This window comes from Pseudomonas sp. PvP009, assembly GCF_017832995.1.
GTDB classification, from domain to species: Bacteria; Pseudomonadota; Gammaproteobacteria; order Pseudomonadales; family Pseudomonadaceae; genus Aquipseudomonas; species Aquipseudomonas syringae.
The window spans coordinates 3,490,407-3,509,874 of record NZ_JAFIBG010000001.1; the positions used below are offsets into that span (position 1 = coordinate 3,490,407).

General features: G+C 62.4%; 7 protein-coding genes. 6 read left to right on the forward strand and 1 reads right to left on the reverse strand.

Features of this window, described 5'->3' with window-relative positions; genetic code table 11:
- Positions 1 to 12: 12 nt before the first annotated feature.
- The 6 genes from pvdM to JOE29_RS14900 all read left to right on the forward strand — a co-directional run bounded on the left by pvdM (position 13) and on the right by JOE29_RS14900 (position 10,559).
- A complete protein-coding gene (pvdM, locus tag JOE29_RS14875; protein WP_210079654.1) occupies positions 13 to 1,407 on the forward strand; it encodes a pyoverdine-tailoring dipeptidase-like protein PvdM in 1,395 nt (464 codons plus the stop codon).
- Entirely contained in the window at positions 1,400 to 2,680 is a 1,281-nt protein-coding gene (locus tag JOE29_RS14880) for an aminotransferase class V-fold PLP-dependent enzyme (protein WP_210079655.1), read from the forward strand. Before pvdM ends, JOE29_RS14880 begins: the two co-directional genes overlap by 8 nt.
- A 47-nt stretch (positions 2,681 to 2,727) precedes the next feature.
- Positions 2,728 to 3,594 carry a formylglycine-generating enzyme family protein gene (locus JOE29_RS14885; protein WP_024661643.1) on the forward strand — a complete coding sequence of 289 codons (867 nt, stop codon included), beginning with the start codon at positions 2,728 to 2,730 and terminating at the stop codon, positions 3,592 to 3,594.
- Positions 3,595 to 3,660: 66 nt separating this feature from the next.
- Positions 3,661 to 5,337, forward strand: coding sequence for a cyclic peptide export ABC transporter (locus JOE29_RS14890; protein WP_210079656.1), 1,677 nt, complete (start codon positions 3,661 to 3,663; stop codon positions 5,335 to 5,337).
- Positions 5,338 to 5,643: 306 nt separating this feature from the next.
- Complete coding sequence (locus JOE29_RS14895) at positions 5,644 to 7,875, forward strand: TonB-dependent siderophore receptor (protein ID WP_024684592.1); 2,232 nt, start codon at positions 5,644 to 5,646, stop codon at positions 7,873 to 7,875.
- Positions 7,876 to 8,147: 272 nt separating this feature from the next.
- The gene (locus JOE29_RS14900; RefSeq protein WP_210079657.1) at positions 8,148 to 10,559 is read left to right on the forward strand and encodes a TonB-dependent siderophore receptor; all 2,412 of its coding nucleotides are present in this window, start codon (positions 8,148 to 8,150) and stop codon (positions 10,557 to 10,559) included.
- A 277-nt stretch (positions 10,560 to 10,836) separates the two neighbouring features.
- Here the strand turns inward: JOE29_RS14900 and JOE29_RS14905 are convergent, their stop codons facing one another.
- Positions 10,837 to 19,467 carry a non-ribosomal peptide synthetase gene (locus JOE29_RS14905; RefSeq protein WP_210079658.1) on the reverse strand — a complete coding sequence of 2,877 codons (8,631 nt, stop codon included), beginning with the start codon at positions 19,465 to 19,467 and terminating at the stop codon, positions 10,837 to 10,839.
- Between the last annotated feature and the right edge of the window lies 1 nt (position 19,468).

Here is a 19,468-nt window from a genome sequence, read left to right on the forward strand (position 1 = left end):
CACGAGACGGAAATGACAAGACCGAGTTGGAAAAAAGCTCTCTTCATCGGCCTGCCGCTGGCCCTGGCAATCAGTGCAGGTACGGGCTTTCTGGCCTGGAATTACTGGTCGCCAGCAGGCTACCCGGTCAAGGTCATGCAACAGGCCGACGACCTGCAGGAGCGGATCATTTCCTTCGACAGCCACATCACCGTGCCGATGAAATTCGGCAGCGAGGGCAACGAAGCCGACAAGGACGGCTCGGGGCAGTTCGACCTGGTGAAAGCCGCGCGCGGACGCCTGTCCGGGGCTGCACTGACGGTATTCGGCTGGCCGGAAATCTGGAACGGCGACAACGCCCCGCATCGTCCGACACCCGGTTTCGTCGACGAAGCACGCCATCAGCAGGAAGTGCGCTACAAGATCATCACCGGCATGGTTCGAAATTTCCCCAATCAGGTCGGCATCGCCTACACCCCGGACGACATGCGCCGCCTGCACGGCGAAGGCAAGTTTGCGATCTTCATCAGCATGCTCAACGCCTACCCGCTGGGCAGTGACCTGAGCCTGCTGGACCACTGGACCGCACGCGGCATGCGCATGTTCGGTTTCAGTTACGTTGGCAACAACAGCTGGGCCGATTCTTCACGCCCCCTGCCCTTTCTCAATGACACGCCCGACGCACTGGGCGGCCTGTCGGAGATCGGCAGGCAGGCCGTGCGCCGCCTCAACGACCTGGGTGTGATCATCGACGTGTCGCAGATGTCGAGCAAGGCGCTGCAACAGGTCAGCGAGCTGAGCCGTACGCCCATGGTCGCCTCGCACTCGGCGCCGCGTGCGCTGGTGGACATCCCGCGCAACCTCAGCGACGAGGAACTGCAGCTCATCAAGCGCAGCGGCGGCGTGGTGCAGATCGTAGCGTTCCCGGCCTATTTGAAGCCGCTGAGCCAGAAAACCCAGGACAAGCTCAACGCGCTGCGCAAGGACTTCGACCTGCCACCGCTGCCGAACCTGGCCATGGCGCTGATGCCCGGCGACCCGATCATCACCGTCTGGCCGGAACAACGCTTCGGCGCCTATGCCAGCAAGCTGTACGCGATTATCGAGGAGGAGCCCAAAGCCACGGTCAAGGACTTCGTCGACGCCATCGATTACACCGTCCGCAAAATCGGCATCGACCACGTCGGCATCAGCTCCGACTTCAACGATGGCGGCGGCGTGAAAGGCTTCAACGATGTCAGCGAGATCCGCAACGTGACGGCCGAACTGATCGAGCGCGGCTACGCCGAGGCGGATATCACCAAGCTGTGGGGCGGCAATTTCCTGCGTGTCTGGGAGCAGGTTCAGGCTGCCGCTCGCCCGGATGTGAAGCACATGAATCTCTCAAACGCCGCTACCCTACCCTCAGGCGCAGACGCTCATGACTGATCGCAGAACCTTTCTCAAACATGCCGGAGTGCTGGCCGCAGCCCTGCCACTGGGCTCCAGCCTGGCAACGGCGGCCATGACGCCAGCCACTCAACCGGCCTCCACCGATAAATGGACGCGCCTGAAACAATTGTTCAATCAGGACCCGGACTACGTTCACCTCTCCAATTTTCTGGTCACCTCGCACCCTGCACCGGTTCGCCAGGCCATCGAACAGCATCGCGCGCATATCGACCGCAATCCCGGTCTGGCCATGGACTGGGACCTGGGAGAGACCGAGCGCCGCGAACACGAGGTTCGCGTCTGGGCGGGCAAGTACCTGAACGCCCAACCCGGCCAGATCGCCCTGACCGGCAGCACCACTGAAGGCCTGGCGATCATCTACGGCGGTATTCATGTGCGCCCGGATCAGGAGATTCTGACCACCGAACACGAGCATTCCTGCGTCCGCGACATCCTGAAATTCCGCCAGCAGCGCGACGGCACGCAGGTTCGCAAGATTCGCCTGTTCAAGGACCCGACTACCGTCTCGGTCGATGAAATCATCGGCTCCATCGCGCGCAGCATCCAGCCGAAGACGCGGGTGCTGGGCATGACCTGGGTGCAGTCCGGCAGCGGCGTGAAACTGCCCATCGGGGCCATCGGCGATCTGGTCGAGGAACACAACCGCAACCGTGACGACCAGGACCGCATCCTCTACGTGGTCGACGGCGTGCATGGCTTTGGCGTCGAGAACCTCGATTTCCCGGAGATGAAGTGCGACTTCTATGTCGTCGGCACCCACAAGTGGCTGTTCGGTCCACGCGGCACCGGCATCGTCTGCGCCCGCTCGGAACAGGTCAAGGACCTCACGCCGCTGATCCCGACGTTCTCGGAAGCCAGCGGTTTCAGCACGATCATGACGCCCGGCGGCTACCACTCGTTCGAACACCGCTGGGCGTTGAACGAAGCCTTCAAACTGCACCTGCAACTGGGCAAGGCCGATGTTCAGGCACGCATTCACCAGCTCAACAGTTACCTCAAGCAGCGCCTCAAGGCCCAGCCCAATGTCGAGCTGGTGACGCCCATGGACCCTGCGCTGTCGGCGGGCTTCAGCTTCTTCCGGCTCAAGGGCCAGTCATGCGACGACGTGGCGGCCTGGCTGATGAAGCAGCGCATGGTCGTTGACGCGGTGAGTCGCGACGTCGGCCCGGTGGTGCGCACCGCGCCGGGGCTGCTGAACAGCGAAGCCGAAATCGATCGTTTCATGACGCTGCTCGCCCGGCGCGCCTGACACAAATGCACTGATCACCTGTTTTCCGTTTTCCATCGAGACCCGTCATGAAAAAAACACTGCTGCCCCTGTCCGCCCTGCTCGGCCTATTGCTATGCGGCACCACCCTCGCCGCCACGCCCGCAGCGGTGCCCGCGCCCGGAAAAGTGTTCAAAGACTGCAAGGACTGCCCGGAAATGGTCGTGCTGCCTGCGGGCACCTTCACCATGGGTGCGCCCGAAGAGGAACTGGGTCGTCAGCCGGACGAAGGCCCGCTGCACGACGTGACCTTCGCCAAACCCTTCGCCATCAGCCGTTTTCAGGTGCTGAGCGGCGAGTGGAATGCCTATATCAAGAGCTCCGGCTACAAAATGCCGGACGGCGATACCCGGCCAGGCCGCGAGTGCAAGGCCGGCACGCCGCGCTACCCGCTGAGCCCGCGTCAGCCTGCGGTGTGCATGGACTGGAACGAAGCCAAGGCGTATGTCGAATGGCTGTCGAAAAAGACCGGCAAGTCCTACCACATGGTCAGCGAAGCCCAGCGTGAATACGCGGCACGCGGCGGCAGCAAGGGCTCTTTCCCGTTTCCGATGGACGAAGGCAAGCCCTACAGCATCGCCAAACACGCCAACACCTACGGCCCGGAAGACGGTTTCAGCTACACAGCGCCCGCTGGCAGCTACAGCCCCAACGATTTCGGCATCTACGACGCCCACGGCAACGTCTACGAATGGACTGCCGATTGCGAGACCAGCAACTACAACGGCGCGCCCACCGATGGCAGCGCATGGCTGGCCGGTGATTGCACCTGGAAGATGATTCGCGGCAATGACTGGACCGAAGCGCCGATTTTCTCGCGCTCCGGCAACCGCAACAGCCGCCAGCCGGATGTACGGGGCGACTGGCTGGGTTTCCGGGTCGCCCGCGACCTCTGACGGACTTCATGCGCCCCCGGCCTGAACAAGCCCACGCCGCACTCACGGACACTGACGAGACACACCATGACCCGCACAACTGAAAGCCTCGCCCAGGAAACCCTGAGAATCCTCAAGCCGTTCTGGTGGCTGGTGGCGCTGTCGACCTTGCTGGGGATTGTCAGCGGCCTGAGCGTGACCGGCCTGCTGGCCACCATCAACAACGCGATGAACATGCCCGGCGGGCCGGACACGCAGACCGCGCTGCTGTTTGCCGGCCTGTGTGTGCTGACCCTGGCGTGTTCGACCCTGTCCAACCTGTCGACCAATTACGTCGGCCAGCGAGTCGTCGCCAACCTGCGCCGCGAGCTGGCGGCCAAGGTGCTGGTCGCGCCCATCGAGCAGCTTGAACGCTATCGCGCGCACCGCCTGATCCCGGTGCTGCTCAATGACGTTAACACCATCAGCACCTTTGCCCTGTCGGTCGCGCCGATGGTGATTTCGTTTACCGTCACCCTAGGCTGCCTGGCCTATCTGGCCGTGCTGTCCTGGCAGATTCTGGCGCTGACGGTGCTCACCGTGGTGCTCGGCACCGGCGCGCAATACCTGGCGCATGCGTTCGGCATGCGCAGCATTCTGGCCGCGCGCAACAGCGAAGACGAATTGCAGAAACACTATCAGGCGCTGTCCGCAGGCGCCAAGGAGCTGCGCATTCAGCGCAAACGTCGTCAGCACATGCTCGACGAAAAGATTCACGGTGCCACTGAACACATCTGCCGCTCGAACATTCGCGCTGCCAACATCTTCGTCAGCGCGGAAACCTTCGGCTCGATGCTGTTCTTTGCGGTGATCGGCATGGCCATTGCCTTTCAGGCGCTCTGGCCGACGACCGAAAAGACCGTACTGGGCGGCTTCGTGCTGGTGATGCTGTACATGAAAGGCCCGCTGGAACGCCTGATTACTGCCCTGCCCGGCATCAGCCGTGCGCAGGTCGCCATGCGCCGCATTGCCGAGCTGTCATGGAAATTCTCCAGCCCCGAACCGCACCTGTTGGTAAGTGACCGCCCGACTTCGCTGGCCAGCATGCACACGCTGGAGCTGCACAACCTGCGCTATGACTACCCGCCGGTCGAGGGCAGCGACGCCTTTCACCTTGGCCCGGTCGACTTGAGCATCAAACAGGGCGACATCGTGTTCATCGTCGGCGAGAACGGCTGTGGCAAGACCACACTGATCAAGCTGCTGCTGGGCTTATACACGCCGCAACAGGGCGAGATCCGCCTCAATGGCCAGGCCGTCACTGCGGAAAAGCTGGATGACTACCGCCAGCTGTTCACCACGATTTTCGCCGACTACTACCTGTTCGACGAGCCGTTGCAGGGCCAGGCCGCGCTGCCGCAAGACGCGGGCAAATACCTGGAGCGCCTGGACATCGCGCACAAGGTCAGGATCGAGAACGGGGCCTTCACCACCACCGATCTGTCGACCGGTCAGCGCAAGCGTCTGGCGCTGATCAATGCGTGGCTGGACGAGCGGCAGGTGCTGGTGTTCGACGAGTGGGCCGCCGATCAAGACCCGGCGTTCCGTCGCGTGTTCTACACCGAGCTGTTGCCAGAATTGAAGCAACAGGGCAAGACCATCATCGTGATCTCCCATGACGACCGCTATTTCTACGTCGCCGACCAGCTGGTGCGGATGCAGGCCGGGCAGATTCAGGTCGAACAGGTTCACAGCAAAACCCGCGATAAAACCATTCCAGTGTGATTCACCCACGCCTTGAACGCCCCGCCCGGCCCGTCCGCGAGCGGGGCTTTTTTTTGCCTGTGCACTCCGCGCTAAGCTCAATTACTAGCCAAGCGCCATCTTTCTTCGTGAATTGTGAAAAAAACATTAAATAAACGTTATTCGCTTTCGTTCTCATTAACAGCGAATTGCGCGCCCAGCCATCTCTCGCGCAACGCCCCATAAAAAAGTAGCTCACGCCTGCCCGGTCGACGGCTGGACCCGACTGCGCAGACCTGAACGACGCTCCCGATCTCCTTGCCGATACTCACTGGAAAGAGCCAATTCATGCACAACCCATCACGACTCACCCCGCTCAGCAAAGCGTTGATGCTCAGTCAGATGTTCCGCTCCCGGCCATCCATGGCGGCCATGGGTCTTGCGCTGTGCATGCCGGTGGCCGGCCAGGCGCAGGAAACTGTCGCAGACGATTCGAACACGACGGGCACGCTCAATCTGGCCCCGACCGCAATCGACTCGCATTACCTGGGCACCAGCACCGACGGCACCGGTTCCTACACCACCGGCGCAGTGAGTATCGGCAAGGGCGCACCGCAATCGCTGCGCGAAACACCGCAATCGGTGAGCGTGGTGACTCGGCAAGTCATGGATGACAACAACCTCACCAGCCTCAGCGACGTGCTGGAAGACACTCCGGGTATCACCTTCCAGTACCGCAACTTCGGCGGTCACGTGTACACCTCGCGCGGCTTTTCGCTGCTGGCGGAGAGCTTCCTGGTCGACGGCATTGGCGGTCAGGGCTATCAGATCACCGGCTGGATGCAGCCCGACATGGCGATCTACGACCGTGTGGAAGTGCTGCGCGGCGCGTCAGGGCTGCTGGTCGGTGCCGGTCAGCCCGGCGGCGCGGTCAATCTGGTGCGCAAACGCCCGACCGCCGAGAACAAATTCTCGATCACCACCCGCGCCGGCTCATGGGACCAGTACCGGGTCGACCTGGATGGTAGCGGCAAGCTCAACGATTCAGGCACCCTGCGCGGGCGCATGGTCGCGGCCTACGATGACAGCGGTTCCTACCTGGACGGTCGCGACAGCCGCACGCCGCTGCTGTACGGCATCGTCGAAGCCGACCTGAGCGATGACACCACCCTGACCATGAGCCTGCGTCGTCAGGAACAGGTCATCAACGGCTACTCGATCTATGGCCTGCCGCGCTACAGCAACGGCCAGTCGCTGGGCCTGTCGCGCTCGACCAACCTGGCGCAGAAGTGGAACCGCCATGAAAGCGACATGACCGAGGTGTTCACCGAAGTCGCGCATCGCTTCAATGAAGACTGGACCAGCCGGACGTCGCTGACCTATTCCCAGGGTGGCTTCGATCAGAACATTGCCTACGCAAGGGGCGCAGTGAATCCCGTGACGCTGGCGGGCTCCAACTTTCAGGGCACGCTGTTTCGCAAGGACGAGGTCGACAGCGTCGGTCTGAACAGCCAGCTGGAAGGCAACTTCAACGCGTTCGGCCTTGAACATCAAGTGACCTTGGGGGCCGATTGGTCGAAGCAGGACGCCAACACACATCAGGCGACCGTGACCAGACGCACCGCAGTCAACGTTTTCGACGTCAACGAGAATGCGTTTGCCAAACCGGCCCGTCCCGCTTGGCAAAATGACATCGACACCACCGAAGAACGCGCGGGTCTGTACGCCAACACGCGTATTCACCTGAGCGAACCGTTGAGCGTGGTGCTGGGCACGCGCCTCAGCTGGTACGACTACAAGTACGACGTCAAAACCGGTGCGGCAAACAGTTACGAATCCAAGCAGACTCAGGAATTCACCCCGTTCGCCGGCCTGATCTATGACATCAACGACAGCTGGTCGTGGTACGCCAGCTATGCCGACATCTTCACGCCACAGGCCAACTACGTCACCGCTGGCGGCTCGCCACTGGACCCGGCCATCGGCTCCAACTACGAAACCGGCTTCAAGGGCGAGCTGTTCGACAAGCGCATGAACCTGTCGATGGCGCTGTTCTATATCAAACAGAAAGATGTGGCTGCCGTTGATGTGAACACCACTGAACTGTGCCCTACCAGTTCCGACGGTTCCTGCTACCTGCAGGACGGCATCAGCCGTAGCAAGGGCGTCGACGTCGAGGCCAGCGGTGAAGTGCTACCGGGGCTGCAAGTGTTCGGCGGTTACACCTACAACATGCTGCGCAACAACGGTGATTCGGATGTGGCTTACGAAACGCCGAAACACATGCTGCGCCTCAACACCAGCTACAACCTGCCGGGTGCCTGGAACCGCCTGACCCTGGGCGCTGGAGTGTCGGCGGATTCGGGTTACGAAGTGCCGTCCAACAAAGAACTGGGCGTGGCCGGTCGGGCCATCTGGGATGCCAGGGCGTCATGGAAGCTGGACGAAAACTGGAAGGTGTCACTCAACGCCGAAAACCTGTTCGACCGCAAGTACTACACCACCTCGATCGCCACCGACCGCTCCAACGTCTACGGCGAACCGCGCAGCTACGTCCTGACCTTGCGGGGGGATTTCTGAAATAAGTAAACGATAGGCGTGATTCTAGCGCCTACGCTCTGCATTCAGCGTTATACACAAGCCCGCTTTTGATTCTGGCCGAAGGCCGTGGGAGCGAACTTGTTCGCGAAGACTGTAGTTCAGACGATGCATTTTTGGACAACATACTGGCCCATGAGCGTTTGAGCGAGCGGAACGCTGGGGGCCGGGACACTCAGCAAACATCTGCATACCACCAACTCCACCGCAAATGCATTATCCTTCGCCATTGATCTCAACGAGCCATCCCTCCCATGCAAACATCCTCCAGCCGTCTGCGCACAGGCCGCGTGAAAACGCTCGGCCTGCGTCTGGGCGGTGTGGGGTTGTTGCTGGTGTTGAGTGTTCAGGGACAGGCACTGGCAGAGGAATTCGAGTTCGATATCCCGGCCCAGACCCTGAGCAGTGCGCTAAAGGAATTGGGCCGCCAGTGCGATCTGCAAATCCTCTATAACCCCGACGACCTGAACGGCAAGCTCAGCAGCCCGGTGCATGGCAGGCTGACGCCCGAACAGGCAGTTGCCGATCTGCTGAAAAAAGCCAACGTAGCGCACAGTCTTGAAGACAACACCCTGACCCTTGGCGCTGCTGCCTCCGCACAAACCATGAATCTCGGGCCGGTGGCGATCAAGGGCGACTCGTTCGGCATCACCTCCGAGGGTAGCGGCTCGTATGCGGCCACTGGCGTGAGCATCAACAAGACCGCTCAGTCGCTGCGCGAAACGCCGCAGTCGATCACCGTCATGACCCGCCAGGTGATGGACGACAAAAACCTCACCGGCCTTGATGAAGTGATGGCCCAAACGCCCGGCATCACCTTTTCCCAACGTAACTTCGGCTCTCATGTCTTCAGTTCGCGGGGCTTCGCGCTGGAGGACGAGAGCTACATCATCGATGGCGTGGCCGGTCAGGGTTACAGCGTGACCGGCTGGATGACCCCGGACATGGAAATCTACGACCGCGTTGAAGTGCTGCGCGGCGCGGCCGGCTTGCTGATCGGCGCAGGCAACCCCGGTGGCGCGGTCAATCTGGTGCGCAAGCGCCCGACCGCCCTGCCGCAGCTGTCGATCACCACCCGCGCAGGCAGTTGGGACAACTACCGGGTCGACCTGGATGGCAGCAGCAAACTCAACGACTCCGGCAGCATCCGCGGGCGTTTTGTAACGTCCTATGAAGACCGCGGCTATTTCACCGATGGTCTGCAGAAAACCGCGCCGTTGCTCTACGGCATCCTGGAAACCGACCTGAGCAAAGACACCACCCTGACCCTGGGCGTGCGCCATCAGAACGCGGACACCCAAGGCTTTTCGATCTTCGGTCTACCTCGCTACAGCAACGGCAAGGCCATCGACCTGCCGCGCTCCACGTCGCTGGCCCAGGACTGGAACCGCCACCAGACCCGCACCGACGAAGTGTTCAGCGAGCTGGAAACCCGCTTTGACGAGAGCTGGAGCGGCACACTGTCGGCAACCCACTCCGATGGCGCTTTCGATCAGAAGGTGGCCTACGCACAGGGCGCTATTGATCCAGCGACGCAGAGCGGTTCCCGACTGGTCCGAACCCTGTTCCGCTCGGACGATATCCATAGCAATGGCATCGACGCGCACCTGGACGGCCGGTTCGACGCCTTTGGCCTGACTCACCAGTTGACCGTCGGCGGCAACGGGTCCGTGCAGAAACGCGAGTCGCGCTATGCCACGGTCAACGCCAATCAGCCGCTGGCTATCTTCAACCCCGACCACGACGCGATTGCCGAACCTGCGCGCCCGGCCTGGAGTAGCACGTACTACAGCGACAAGCGCTATGGCGTCTACAGCAACCTGCGCCTGAGCCTGACAGAATCCTTGAGCCTGGTGATGGGTGGCCGGGTCAGCAGCTATGACTATCAGACCACGTCCGCAGGCGTAAACCGTCGCGCGCATGAGGACAACCAGGTCACGCCGTTTGCGGGGGTTATCTACGACCTCAGCCGGGACTGGTCGTGGTACGCCAGTTACACGGATATTTTTCTGCCGCAAAGCGCCTATCGAACCGCCTCAGGTACGCTGCTTGATCCGGCCATCGGCGCCAGCCATGAAACCGGAATCAAGGGCGAGCTGTTCGACAAACGCCTGAACGTGTCACTGGCGCTGTTCTATGTGAAGCAGAAGGACGTGGCCGTCGAGGATGATGCCAATGCGGGTCAGTGCCTGAGCAATGATGCCTATGGGACCTGCTACCTGAACGGTGATATCCGGCGCAGCAAGGGCGTCGACATGGAAATCAGCGGCGAGCCTTTACCGGGATTGCAGACCCTGGCCGGCTACACGTTCAACATCACCCGCGGCAGCGACGGGCAATCGATTTCAGCAGAAACACCCCGGCATATGCTGCGCCTGACCAGCCGCTACACCCTGCCCGGCGCCTGGCGTCGGTTGACGGTCGGCGGCGGGGTTTCGGCGCAGAGCGGCTACTCGGAACACGAGTCGACCCAACCCATCGATAACGCTGGCCGGGCCATCTGGGATGCCCGGATCGCGTGGAAAATCGACGAACACTGGTCGGTGGCCCTCAACGGCAACAACCTGCTGGATCGCAAATACTACAAGGCCACCGGCGACATCGACCGCGGTAACTATTACGGCGACCCGCGCAACTACGTCCTGACCCTGCGCGGTGATTTTTAAGCGCTTCGTACCCAAGAGCGCCCAGAGAGGCACGCGCCAACCCAGATACCCATCGTTCCTCACGCTCTGCGTGGGAATGCCGTTCGTGACGCTCTGCGTCACAATCGATGCCCCTCCGCGCACTCAAGAGAGGACGCAGAGCGTCCAGAAAGGCATGCCCACGCTGGAGCATGGGCACGATGGTGTTCTTCAGGACGCGTATCATCCCTCACACTCCGGCCCAGACGACCATCGTTCCTCACGCTCCGCGTGGGAATGCAGTTCGTGCCGCTCTGCGTCACACCAAGCGCTCGGCAAGCCCCTGCAGAAACGCTTCCGCGATCACCAGGTTGTCGTGTCGTTGATCGATCGTCGTCGAGCTGCGCAGTCCGTTGACCGAGCACTGTTCCAGCAGCACCGCTTCAGCCTTGGCAATCTGTCCCGGTTTGCGGCTTTGCCCTGCCCACCAGCAATCGACCTGTACATTGAGGGTCTTCAAGGTAAACGCCTGGCTGAGTTTTGCGTTGGCTTCCAGCAATGTGTAACCGGTTTCGATTTCGTCCTGCACCGCGATGTCCTGGAACATGCTGCGCAGGTTGTCGACGTTCATTGCGTGTTGCAGCGCGATCTGCTCAATCACTCGATCAATCACCTCACTCTCCCCGGTCACCGACTGCCGGGCCGTTTCGATCAGGTCGACAATGGTTTGCTCCTGCAAGCCCGGCACAAAGGCCTGCAGGCTCTTGATCAGGCTGCGGTAGTAGTTTTCGCCCTGCTGCTGCGTGGTGACGTGCGGGTCCTCTTCGACCCATTGCATGCCGACCGATGCCGGTAGCTGGGTGTCGACCAGCCCGAGAAAGCTCACCACCTCGCCAGCACGCTCCAGCACATGCGCGACCTCGACGGCCAGCGCGCCGCCCATCGACCAGCCCAGCAGGTTGTACGGCCCGTGCGGCTGGGTCATGCGGATCTGCTCGACATAGTAATCGACCATGTCCTGCCACGACGTATCGAACCAGCCCGGCACCACGTAGGCCTTGTTGACCAACCCGTAAACCCTTCGGCTGTCGCTCAACCTGCCCGCCAGCGGGTAATACGAATAGGTGCCACCACCGCCCGGAGGCAGGCAGAACAGTGGCGCATGCGCCGAGCCATTGGCGTTCATGGCGATGACCGCCGATTTGACCCTGGCTTCATCGGCGCGCATGAAATCGGCCAGTTCGCCCAGGGTCTGCAGCAACAGCAAGTCATGCAGCTTGATGGAGATATCGAACGTCTCGCGAATCCTGCCCGCCAGTGAAACCGCCAGCAGCGAGTGCCCGCCCAGGGCAAAAAAGTTATCGTTGAGCCCGACCCGTTCGACGTGCAACACCTGCTCCCACAACGCAGCAAGGCGTTGCTCGAATGCGCTGCGCGGCGCCACGTAACCCCGCTGTGAGCGGGCCACGTCCGGTTTCGGCAGAGCCCTGCGATCCAGCTTGCCATTGGCGGTCAGCGGCATCGAATCGATAAATACGAAGTAGCCTGGCACCATGTAATCCGGCACCTGAGCCTTGAGGTGGGTCTGCAGATGCTCGCGCAGAACGTCCGGCGCCTGAGCGGCATCGGTCGGCACCAGATAAGCCACCAGTTGCTTGCCGGACGGCCCGTCGATGTCGATCACCGTGGCTTCGCGCACAGCGGCATGCTCATGCAGACGCGCTTCGATTTCGCCTAGCTCGATGCGCAAGCCGCGAATCTTCACCTGATGGTCGATACGCCCGGCGTAGTCAATAACGCCCGCGTCGCGGTAGCGCGCCAGATCGCCGGTACGGTACAGCCTGCCGCCGCCGTGCTCGTCGAACGGATCCGGCACGAAGCGCTCAGCCGTCAGTGCTGCTCGGTTGTGATAACCCCGCGCCAGACCGACGCCGCCCAGGTACAACTCCGCCGCCACGCCCTGTGCAGCAGGCAGCAGGCCGTCGTCGAGGATGTGGGTTTTCAGGTTATCGATCGGCCGGCCGATCGGCACGCTGAGCACGTCGTCGGTGGTGCACGTCCAATGGGTCACGTCGATGGCCGCTTCGGTCGGGCCATACAGGTTGTACAAACCGGCCTGCGGCAAACGCTTGAGCACCTGAGCGGCAAGCTCGGCAGGCAGTGCTTCGCCGCTGCATACCACTCGGCGCAGCGTGTTGCAGCTTTCCACCTGAGGATGAGCCATGAACGCCTGCAGCATCGACGGCACGAAGTGCAGCGTCGTGACCTGATGCTCACGGATGGTCTGCACCAGCCGCTCGGGGTCGCGGTGATCGCCCGGCAGCGCCATGGCCAGACGTGCACCGGTCATCAGCGGCCAGAAGAATTCCCAGACCGACACGTCGAAACTGAACGGAGTCTTCTGCAGAACCGTGTCGCTGCCATCAATTTTGTAAGCTTTCTGCATCCAGTGCAGACGGTTGACCAGCGCACGATGGCTGTTGCCCGCGCCCTTGGGTTTACCGGTCGAACCCGAGGTGTAAATCACATAAGCCAGATTCAATGGATGGCTCAGGTTGACCGGGTTGGCGGTGCTGTAATCCTCCAGCCAGTCGCCGTCCTGATCCAGACACAGGCTCTGCACCTGATGCGGAACCGGCAAACGTTCCAATAGCGCCGTCTGAGTCAGCAGCAGACCGATACCGCTGTCCTGCATCATGTAGGCCAGACGATCCTCGGGATAATCCGGGTCCAGCGGTACATAAGCGCCGCCCGCTTTAATGATCGCCAGCAGACCGATGACCAGTTGCAGACTGCGCTCGACGCAAATCCCCACCAGCACGTCCGGGCCGACGCCCGACTCACGCAGACGATGCGCAAGCTGATTGGCGCGGGCGTTGAGGTGTGCGTAGCTCAGTTGCTCGGCGGCGAAAATCAGCGCCGAAGCGTCCGGCGTGGCACGCACCTGGGCTTCGATCAGGCTGTGCAGGCAGTCCTCGCTGGGGAAGTCTGCAGCTGTGGCGTTCCACTCGCGCAGAACATGCTGCTGCTCGTTGTCGTTCAACAGCGCCAGTTCGCCAAGCGCCGCGTGCGCATCATGCGCCAGCGCCTGCAGGACCTGCTGAAAATGCGCAGACAACTGCGCCATGTGTTGCTCGCTGAACGCCTGACGGGCGTAACTGAAGCGCAACGACAGGGTTTCACCGAGATTGACCACCAGCGTTAGTGGATAATGCGTCTGCTCCTGCGTGTACAGACCACCGAACACCAGCCCCGGCGGCGCAGCTTGTTGCAGGGCTTTGGACACCGGGTAGTTTTCGAACACCAGAATGGTGTCGAACAGCGCCTCGCCAGCGCTGCGTGCCCAACGCTGAATCTCGTACAGCGGTGTGTGTTCGTGCTCTCGCAAGGCGATGTTCTGCGCCTGCACCTGTTGCACCCAATCCGCCACGCGCTGCTCGGCACGCGGGCTGGCGATCACCGGCAGGGTATTGATGAACAGCCCGAGTTGCTCCTCGACACCCGGCAGATCCGCCGGACGCCCGGCCACGGTTGCGCCGAAGGTGACGCTGGACTGCCCCGTGTAGCGTTGCAGTACCAGCAGCCAGGCCGATTGCACCAGCGTGTTGAGGGTCACGCGCTGCTCGCGGGCAAACTCGCTCAGTTGAAGGGTGTTCTCGGCGTCGATCGAGTGCAGGTAATCACCGTGCCCCTGCCCATTCTCAGGCGTCTTGAAGGCCTGCACCAGCCGCGTGGGCTCATCGAGTCTGGCCAGCTGATCGGTCCAGAAACGCTCGCTGAGACCAGCATCCTGGCGCTGCAACCATTCGATGTAGTCGCGATAGCGGCTGACCTGCCTCGGCAGTGTCTGGCCGCTATAACGCTGCAGCACTTCACCCAGCAGACGTGAGCTGCTCCAGCCATCCATGAGGATGTGATGGCTGGTGTAGATCAGTTGATGGCTCTGCTCGCCGGTGCGCAATACGGCCAGGCGCAGCAAAGGCCCCTGGGCCAGATCGAAACCTTGCTGGCGGTCGGCATCGGCCCATTGGTCGATCCAGCCGGACGACTGCCCCCGGGCATCCAGCTCGACAAAAGGCATGCGCACATCACGCAAGACCACTTGCAGCGCTGGCTGCAGATGGCTGATGAAAGCACTGCGCAGCACCTCATGGGCATCCAGCGTGGCCTGCCAGGCGGCGCGGAAACGCGGCACGTCCAGGCCGCTGACCTCGATGCGCATCTGGTTGATGTAATTGCCCGCCTCCTGCTCGAACAAGGTGTGGAACAGCATGCCCTGCTGCATCGGTGCCAGCGGGTAGAGGTCTTCGATCTGCCCGGCAGATATCGGCAAACGGCTCAACTGCGACTGGCTCAGGCGCGCCAGCGGAAAGTCCGACGGAGTCGCCCCAGCCACGCCTTCGGTGGTGCAATGGGCAATCAATTGTTGCAATTCGGCGGCGTACTCATCGGCCAGGCGCTGCACGGTCTCGCGCTCGAACACCGCGCCACTGAAGGTCCAGCTCAGGCGCAGCTCACCGACATAGACCTGACCGTTGATGCTGATCGGCGCAGCCAGCGGCGCAGCGGCACTCTGTGAGGCACCGCTGCTGTCGGCCGAGGGCGTGAACAGTGCCTCTGGTGCGTCGAAGCTGCCGTCGAACTGCCCCAGGTAATTGAACACGATGCTGCCCAGCGGCAGGGCTTGCAGGGTCTGCCGCGCCGATTCGCGGCCCAGGTAGCGCAACGCGCCGTAACCGATGCCCTTGTCGGGCACTGCGCGCAGTTGCTCCTTGATGGTCATGATCGAATCGGCCAGCGAGGCCTGCGGGGTGAGCCTGACCGGGTACACATTGCTGAACCAACCCACCGTGCGGCTCAGGTCCAGTGCGTCGAACAGGTCTTCGCGGCCGTGGCCTTCGAGACGAATCAGTGCATGGGGCTGCGCGGTCCAGCGGCTGACCACCCGCGCCAGCGCGGTCAGCAGCAGGTCATTGATCTGCGTGCGGTACGCCGCCGGGGCGTCCTGCAGCAGTTGTCGGGTCAGCTCGCCATTGAGTTGCGTGACCACCGACAGCGCGTGCTTCTGTTGCTGGCCGCCATGCGGATGATCACACGGCAAGGCATCGCTGACGTCCTGCAATTGCGCCTGCCAGTAGCCCAACTCCTGCTCCAGCGCCGGGCTTTGCGCGTAGGCCTGCAAGTGCTCAGCCCAGCTTTTCAGCGAGCTGGTTTTCGCCGGCAACAGCGCTGGCTGGCCTGATGCCAGAGCTACGTACGCCTGCTGCAGGTCTTCCAGCAACACCCGCCAGGACACGCCGTCCACCAGCAGATGATGAATCACCAGCAGCAGGCGCTGTTCGCCCTGTGGCAGGTTAATCAGCACGGCACGCAATAGCGGTCCGTTTTTCAGGTCCAGGCTGCGTTGCGCCTCATCGGCCAGCTCAGGCAAGCGCTCGATGCTGTCCAGCTCATGGGTCCAGAGCAGCTCGCGAGTATTCGGCGCGCCAAAGGTGGCCAGCCATTGGCCATCCTGTTGGGAGAAACCCAGACGCAGTGCGTCGTGCTGTTCGACCAACGCAGTCAATGCTGACTGAAGATGAGCAGCCTCCAGCGTTTGCAACGGCTTGAGCATCAGCGCCTGATTCCAGTGCTGACGCTCGGGGATGTCCAGCTCGAAGAAACGCGCCTGAATCGGCAGCAACGGTAACGAACCGCTGATCTGCTCTGCCACGGCTGCGGGCTTTTTCTGAATCAATTTCGCCACCGAAGCCAGTTGGCCGATGGTCTGCTTTTCGAACAGCTGCTTGGGGCTGAGCTTGATGCCCTGGCGCTTGGCGCGGGCGATGATCTGCAGGCTGAGAATCGAATCGCCGCCCAGTTCGAAGAAGTTGTCGGTGCTGCCGACCTGCTCCAGTTTCAACACATCCGCCCACACGGCGGCGAGCTTTTCCTCGATCTCACCGACCGGTGCGGTGTAACGCTGTTTGACCACGCCAGGCCTTGGCAAGGCGCGCTTGTCGAGCTTGCCATTGGCGGTCACCGGCAGACGCTCCAGGAGCATGATCTGCGCGGGCACCAGATACTCCGGAAGGCGAGCCGCCAATTGCTCGCGCAGTTTGTCGACGTTGAGGCTCGTGCCGGCTACCGCGACGCAATAGGCCACCAGTTGCAGGCGTGTCTCATCGCTTTCCAGCGGCTGCGCCAGCACCACGGCTTCGGCGACGTTTTCCAGGGTTTGCAGAAGCTGGCCGACCTCGCCCGGCTCGACCCGGTAACCGCGGATTTTCACCTGATCGTCAGCACGGCCCAGGTATTCCAGCACGCCATCCACCCATCGCGCACGGTCGCCTGCTCGGTACAGGCGCTGACCGTTGGCGTCCGGGTCCGGGACAAAGCGTTCGGCGGTCATTGCCGCACGGCCCAGATAACCCTGCGCCAGCCCGCGCCCGCCCAGATACAGTTCACCGGCCACCCGTTCGGCCACCGGGTTGAGGTAGGCATCCAGCACCCGCGCCTTGCCGTTGGTCAGCGGCTGACCGACCGGCACACTGCGGCAGGCGTCTATAGGCCCCACCACTTCGTGGGTCAGGATGCCGACCGTGGTTTCGGTCGGGCCGTAGTGGTTGATGATCCGGCAGCCCGGTTTGAGCGCACGCACCTGCTCGATCAACGCCCAGGCGCTGGCCTCTCCACCCAGAATCAGCACCTGCCCAGGCAGCACGTCCGCCGGGTTGGCGGCCTGCAGCAGGCCCTGCAAATGGCTGGGCACGATTTTCAGCACGTCAACCTGATGCTCGGCCATGTAACGCGCAAAACCGTCAGGGTCGAACGCCTGTTCGTGAGACAGCAGGTGCAGCGTCCGGCCGGACGCCAGCGCACCGAACAACAGCGTGTGCCCCAGGTCGGCAGCGACCGTCGACACCATCGCCATGCTCGCCCCGTCGTTCAATGCCAGGCGCTCAAGCACGCCCTGCACATAGTTGGCCAGCGCGCCGTGGCTGATCACCACGCCCTTGGGCTGCCCGGTGGAGCCGGAGGTGTAGATGATGTACGCCGCTTGCCCGGGCAGCACCCGAACGTCCAGCGCCTGGCTGTCGACGGCGGCCCACAGTGCAGCGTCGAACGCCAGCACCGGGCACACGCCCAACCGCGCGGCCTTGTCGTCATCGGGCGCATGCACCAGCAGCACCGCGCCGCTGTCACGGACCAGTTGCTGCAGGCGCTCGTCCGGTTGCGCGCTGTCCAGCGGCAGGTACACCGCGCCCAGCTTCAGCAGCGCCAGCAGGCTGACCACCCATTCCACGGAGCGGTCCAGGCACAGCGCGACGGTCATGCCCGGCTTGATGTCCTGGGCGTGCAGGTAGCGGGCGAATTGGTTACTGCGTGTCTCAAGTTCGTCAAAGCTCAACACCTGCTGGCCCACACGCAACGCAGTCTTGCCACGCCCGGCACGCAGGCCCTGTTGCCAGAGGCTGAGAAAATCGGTGCAGGCAAAGTCCTGGGTTTGCTCGGCGACCAGCGAGGATACCGCGTGTGGAAGATCGGCCAGACGCCGGTCGGTGTCCGAAACCAGTGCGTGCAGCACGCTACGCAACGCGTCGGCGATACGCTCGATGGTCTGCGCTTCGAACAGGTCGGTGGCGTAGGTGAAATAACCGCGTATCCCGTCGGGCGTGTCGGTGAAGTCGAAGGCCAGGTCGAAACGCGCATCGCTACTGCCCATCGGGAACTCATCGACCGTCAGGCCCGACACGCGCTGCCCGTTGCCATCGGCCGCCAGCACGTGCTGATTGATCTTGAACTGGAACAGCGGGTTGTGACCCGGATTGCGCTCCGGCGCCAAGGCATCCACCAGATGCTCGAACGGCAGTTCCTGATGCGACTGCGCGCCCGTGACCACCTGCTTGACCTGATCCAGCAGCTCGGCAAAGCTCTGCCGCTCGTCCACCTGCACACGCAGCACCTGAGTGTTGATGAAAAAGCCGATCAGCCCTTCCAGCTCGCTGCGTGTGCGCCCAGCATTGGGTGCGCCGATGCGGAGGTCGGACTGTCCGCTGAAGCGCGACAGCACTACCGACAGCGCCGCCAGTGTCACCATGAACAGGGTCTGGCCGTTGTTGCGCGCCAGGCCTTTCAGTTGCGCGGAGAGTTGCTGCGGCAGGTCGACGCGCACACTCGCACCGCGATGGCTGGGTTGCAGCGGACGCGGATGATCCAGTGGCAGGCTCAGCAACGGATGTTCGCTGCCCAGTTGCTGTTTCCAGTAGTGCAGCTGCCGCTCGCCCTCCCCGGCCTCCAGCCAGGCGCGTTGCCAGATCGCGTAGTCGGCGTACTGAATCGCCAGCGCAGGCAACGGCACTGGCTGCCCCGATACCTGCGCCTGATACAACTGCACGAACTCGCGAATCAGCACTTCGCTGGACCAACCATCGGACACCACGTGATGCATGCACACGGTCAGTACGTGTTCGCTTTCACTCAGCTGGAACAGCTTGACCCGCAGCAGCGTACCGCTCAACAGATCGAAAGGCTTTTGCAACTCGGCGCGCACCTGCTGCTCGATGTCTGCGGGCGCCACCGACGCGAACTCAAGGGCGACCGTGGCCTGATCGAGAATCTCCTGAGAGAACGCGCCGTCCTCTGAAACGAAGCGGGTACGCAGGGTTTCATGACGCTGCACCAGCAGGTCCAGCGCCGCGCTCAGCGCCTGCCGGTCCAGTGCGCCATTCAGACGCACCGCCATGGGCACGTTGTAGGCCGCGTTGCCCGGCTCCATCTGCCAGAGGAACAGCATGCGCTGCTGCGCGTAGGACAGCGGAATACGCGCTGCGGCGTGTCGGGTCACGGCGATGGGCAGCAGTTTGAAGCTCTGCCCGGTCTCGTGCATCTTGGCGAGGATCTGCCGGCGCTGTTCGACGGGCAAGCCGACGAAACGCTGGGCGATACGCTCTGCTGCAGACTTGTCCATG

Coding starts and splice junctions, on each gene's coding strand:
- pvdM (WP_210079654.1), top strand. CDS start 13: ATGACAAGACCGAGTTGGAAAAAAGCTCTCTTCATCGGCCTGCCGCTG.
- JOE29_RS14880 (WP_210079655.1), top strand. CDS start 1,400: ATGACTGATCGCAGAACCTTTCTCAAACATGCCGGAGTGCTGGCCGCA.
- JOE29_RS14885 (WP_024661643.1), top strand. CDS start 2,728: ATGAAAAAAACACTGCTGCCCCTGTCCGCCCTGCTCGGCCTATTGCTA.
- JOE29_RS14890 (WP_210079656.1), top strand. CDS start 3,661: ATGACCCGCACAACTGAAAGCCTCGCCCAGGAAACCCTGAGAATCCTC.
- JOE29_RS14895 (WP_024684592.1), top strand. CDS start 5,644: ATGCACAACCCATCACGACTCACCCCGCTCAGCAAAGCGTTGATGCTC.
- JOE29_RS14900 (WP_210079657.1), top strand. CDS start 8,148: ATGCAAACATCCTCCAGCCGTCTGCGCACAGGCCGCGTGAAAACGCTC.
- JOE29_RS14905 (WP_210079658.1), bottom strand. CDS start 19,467: ATGGACAAGTCTGCAGCAGAGCGTATCGCCCAGCGTTTCGTCGGCTTG.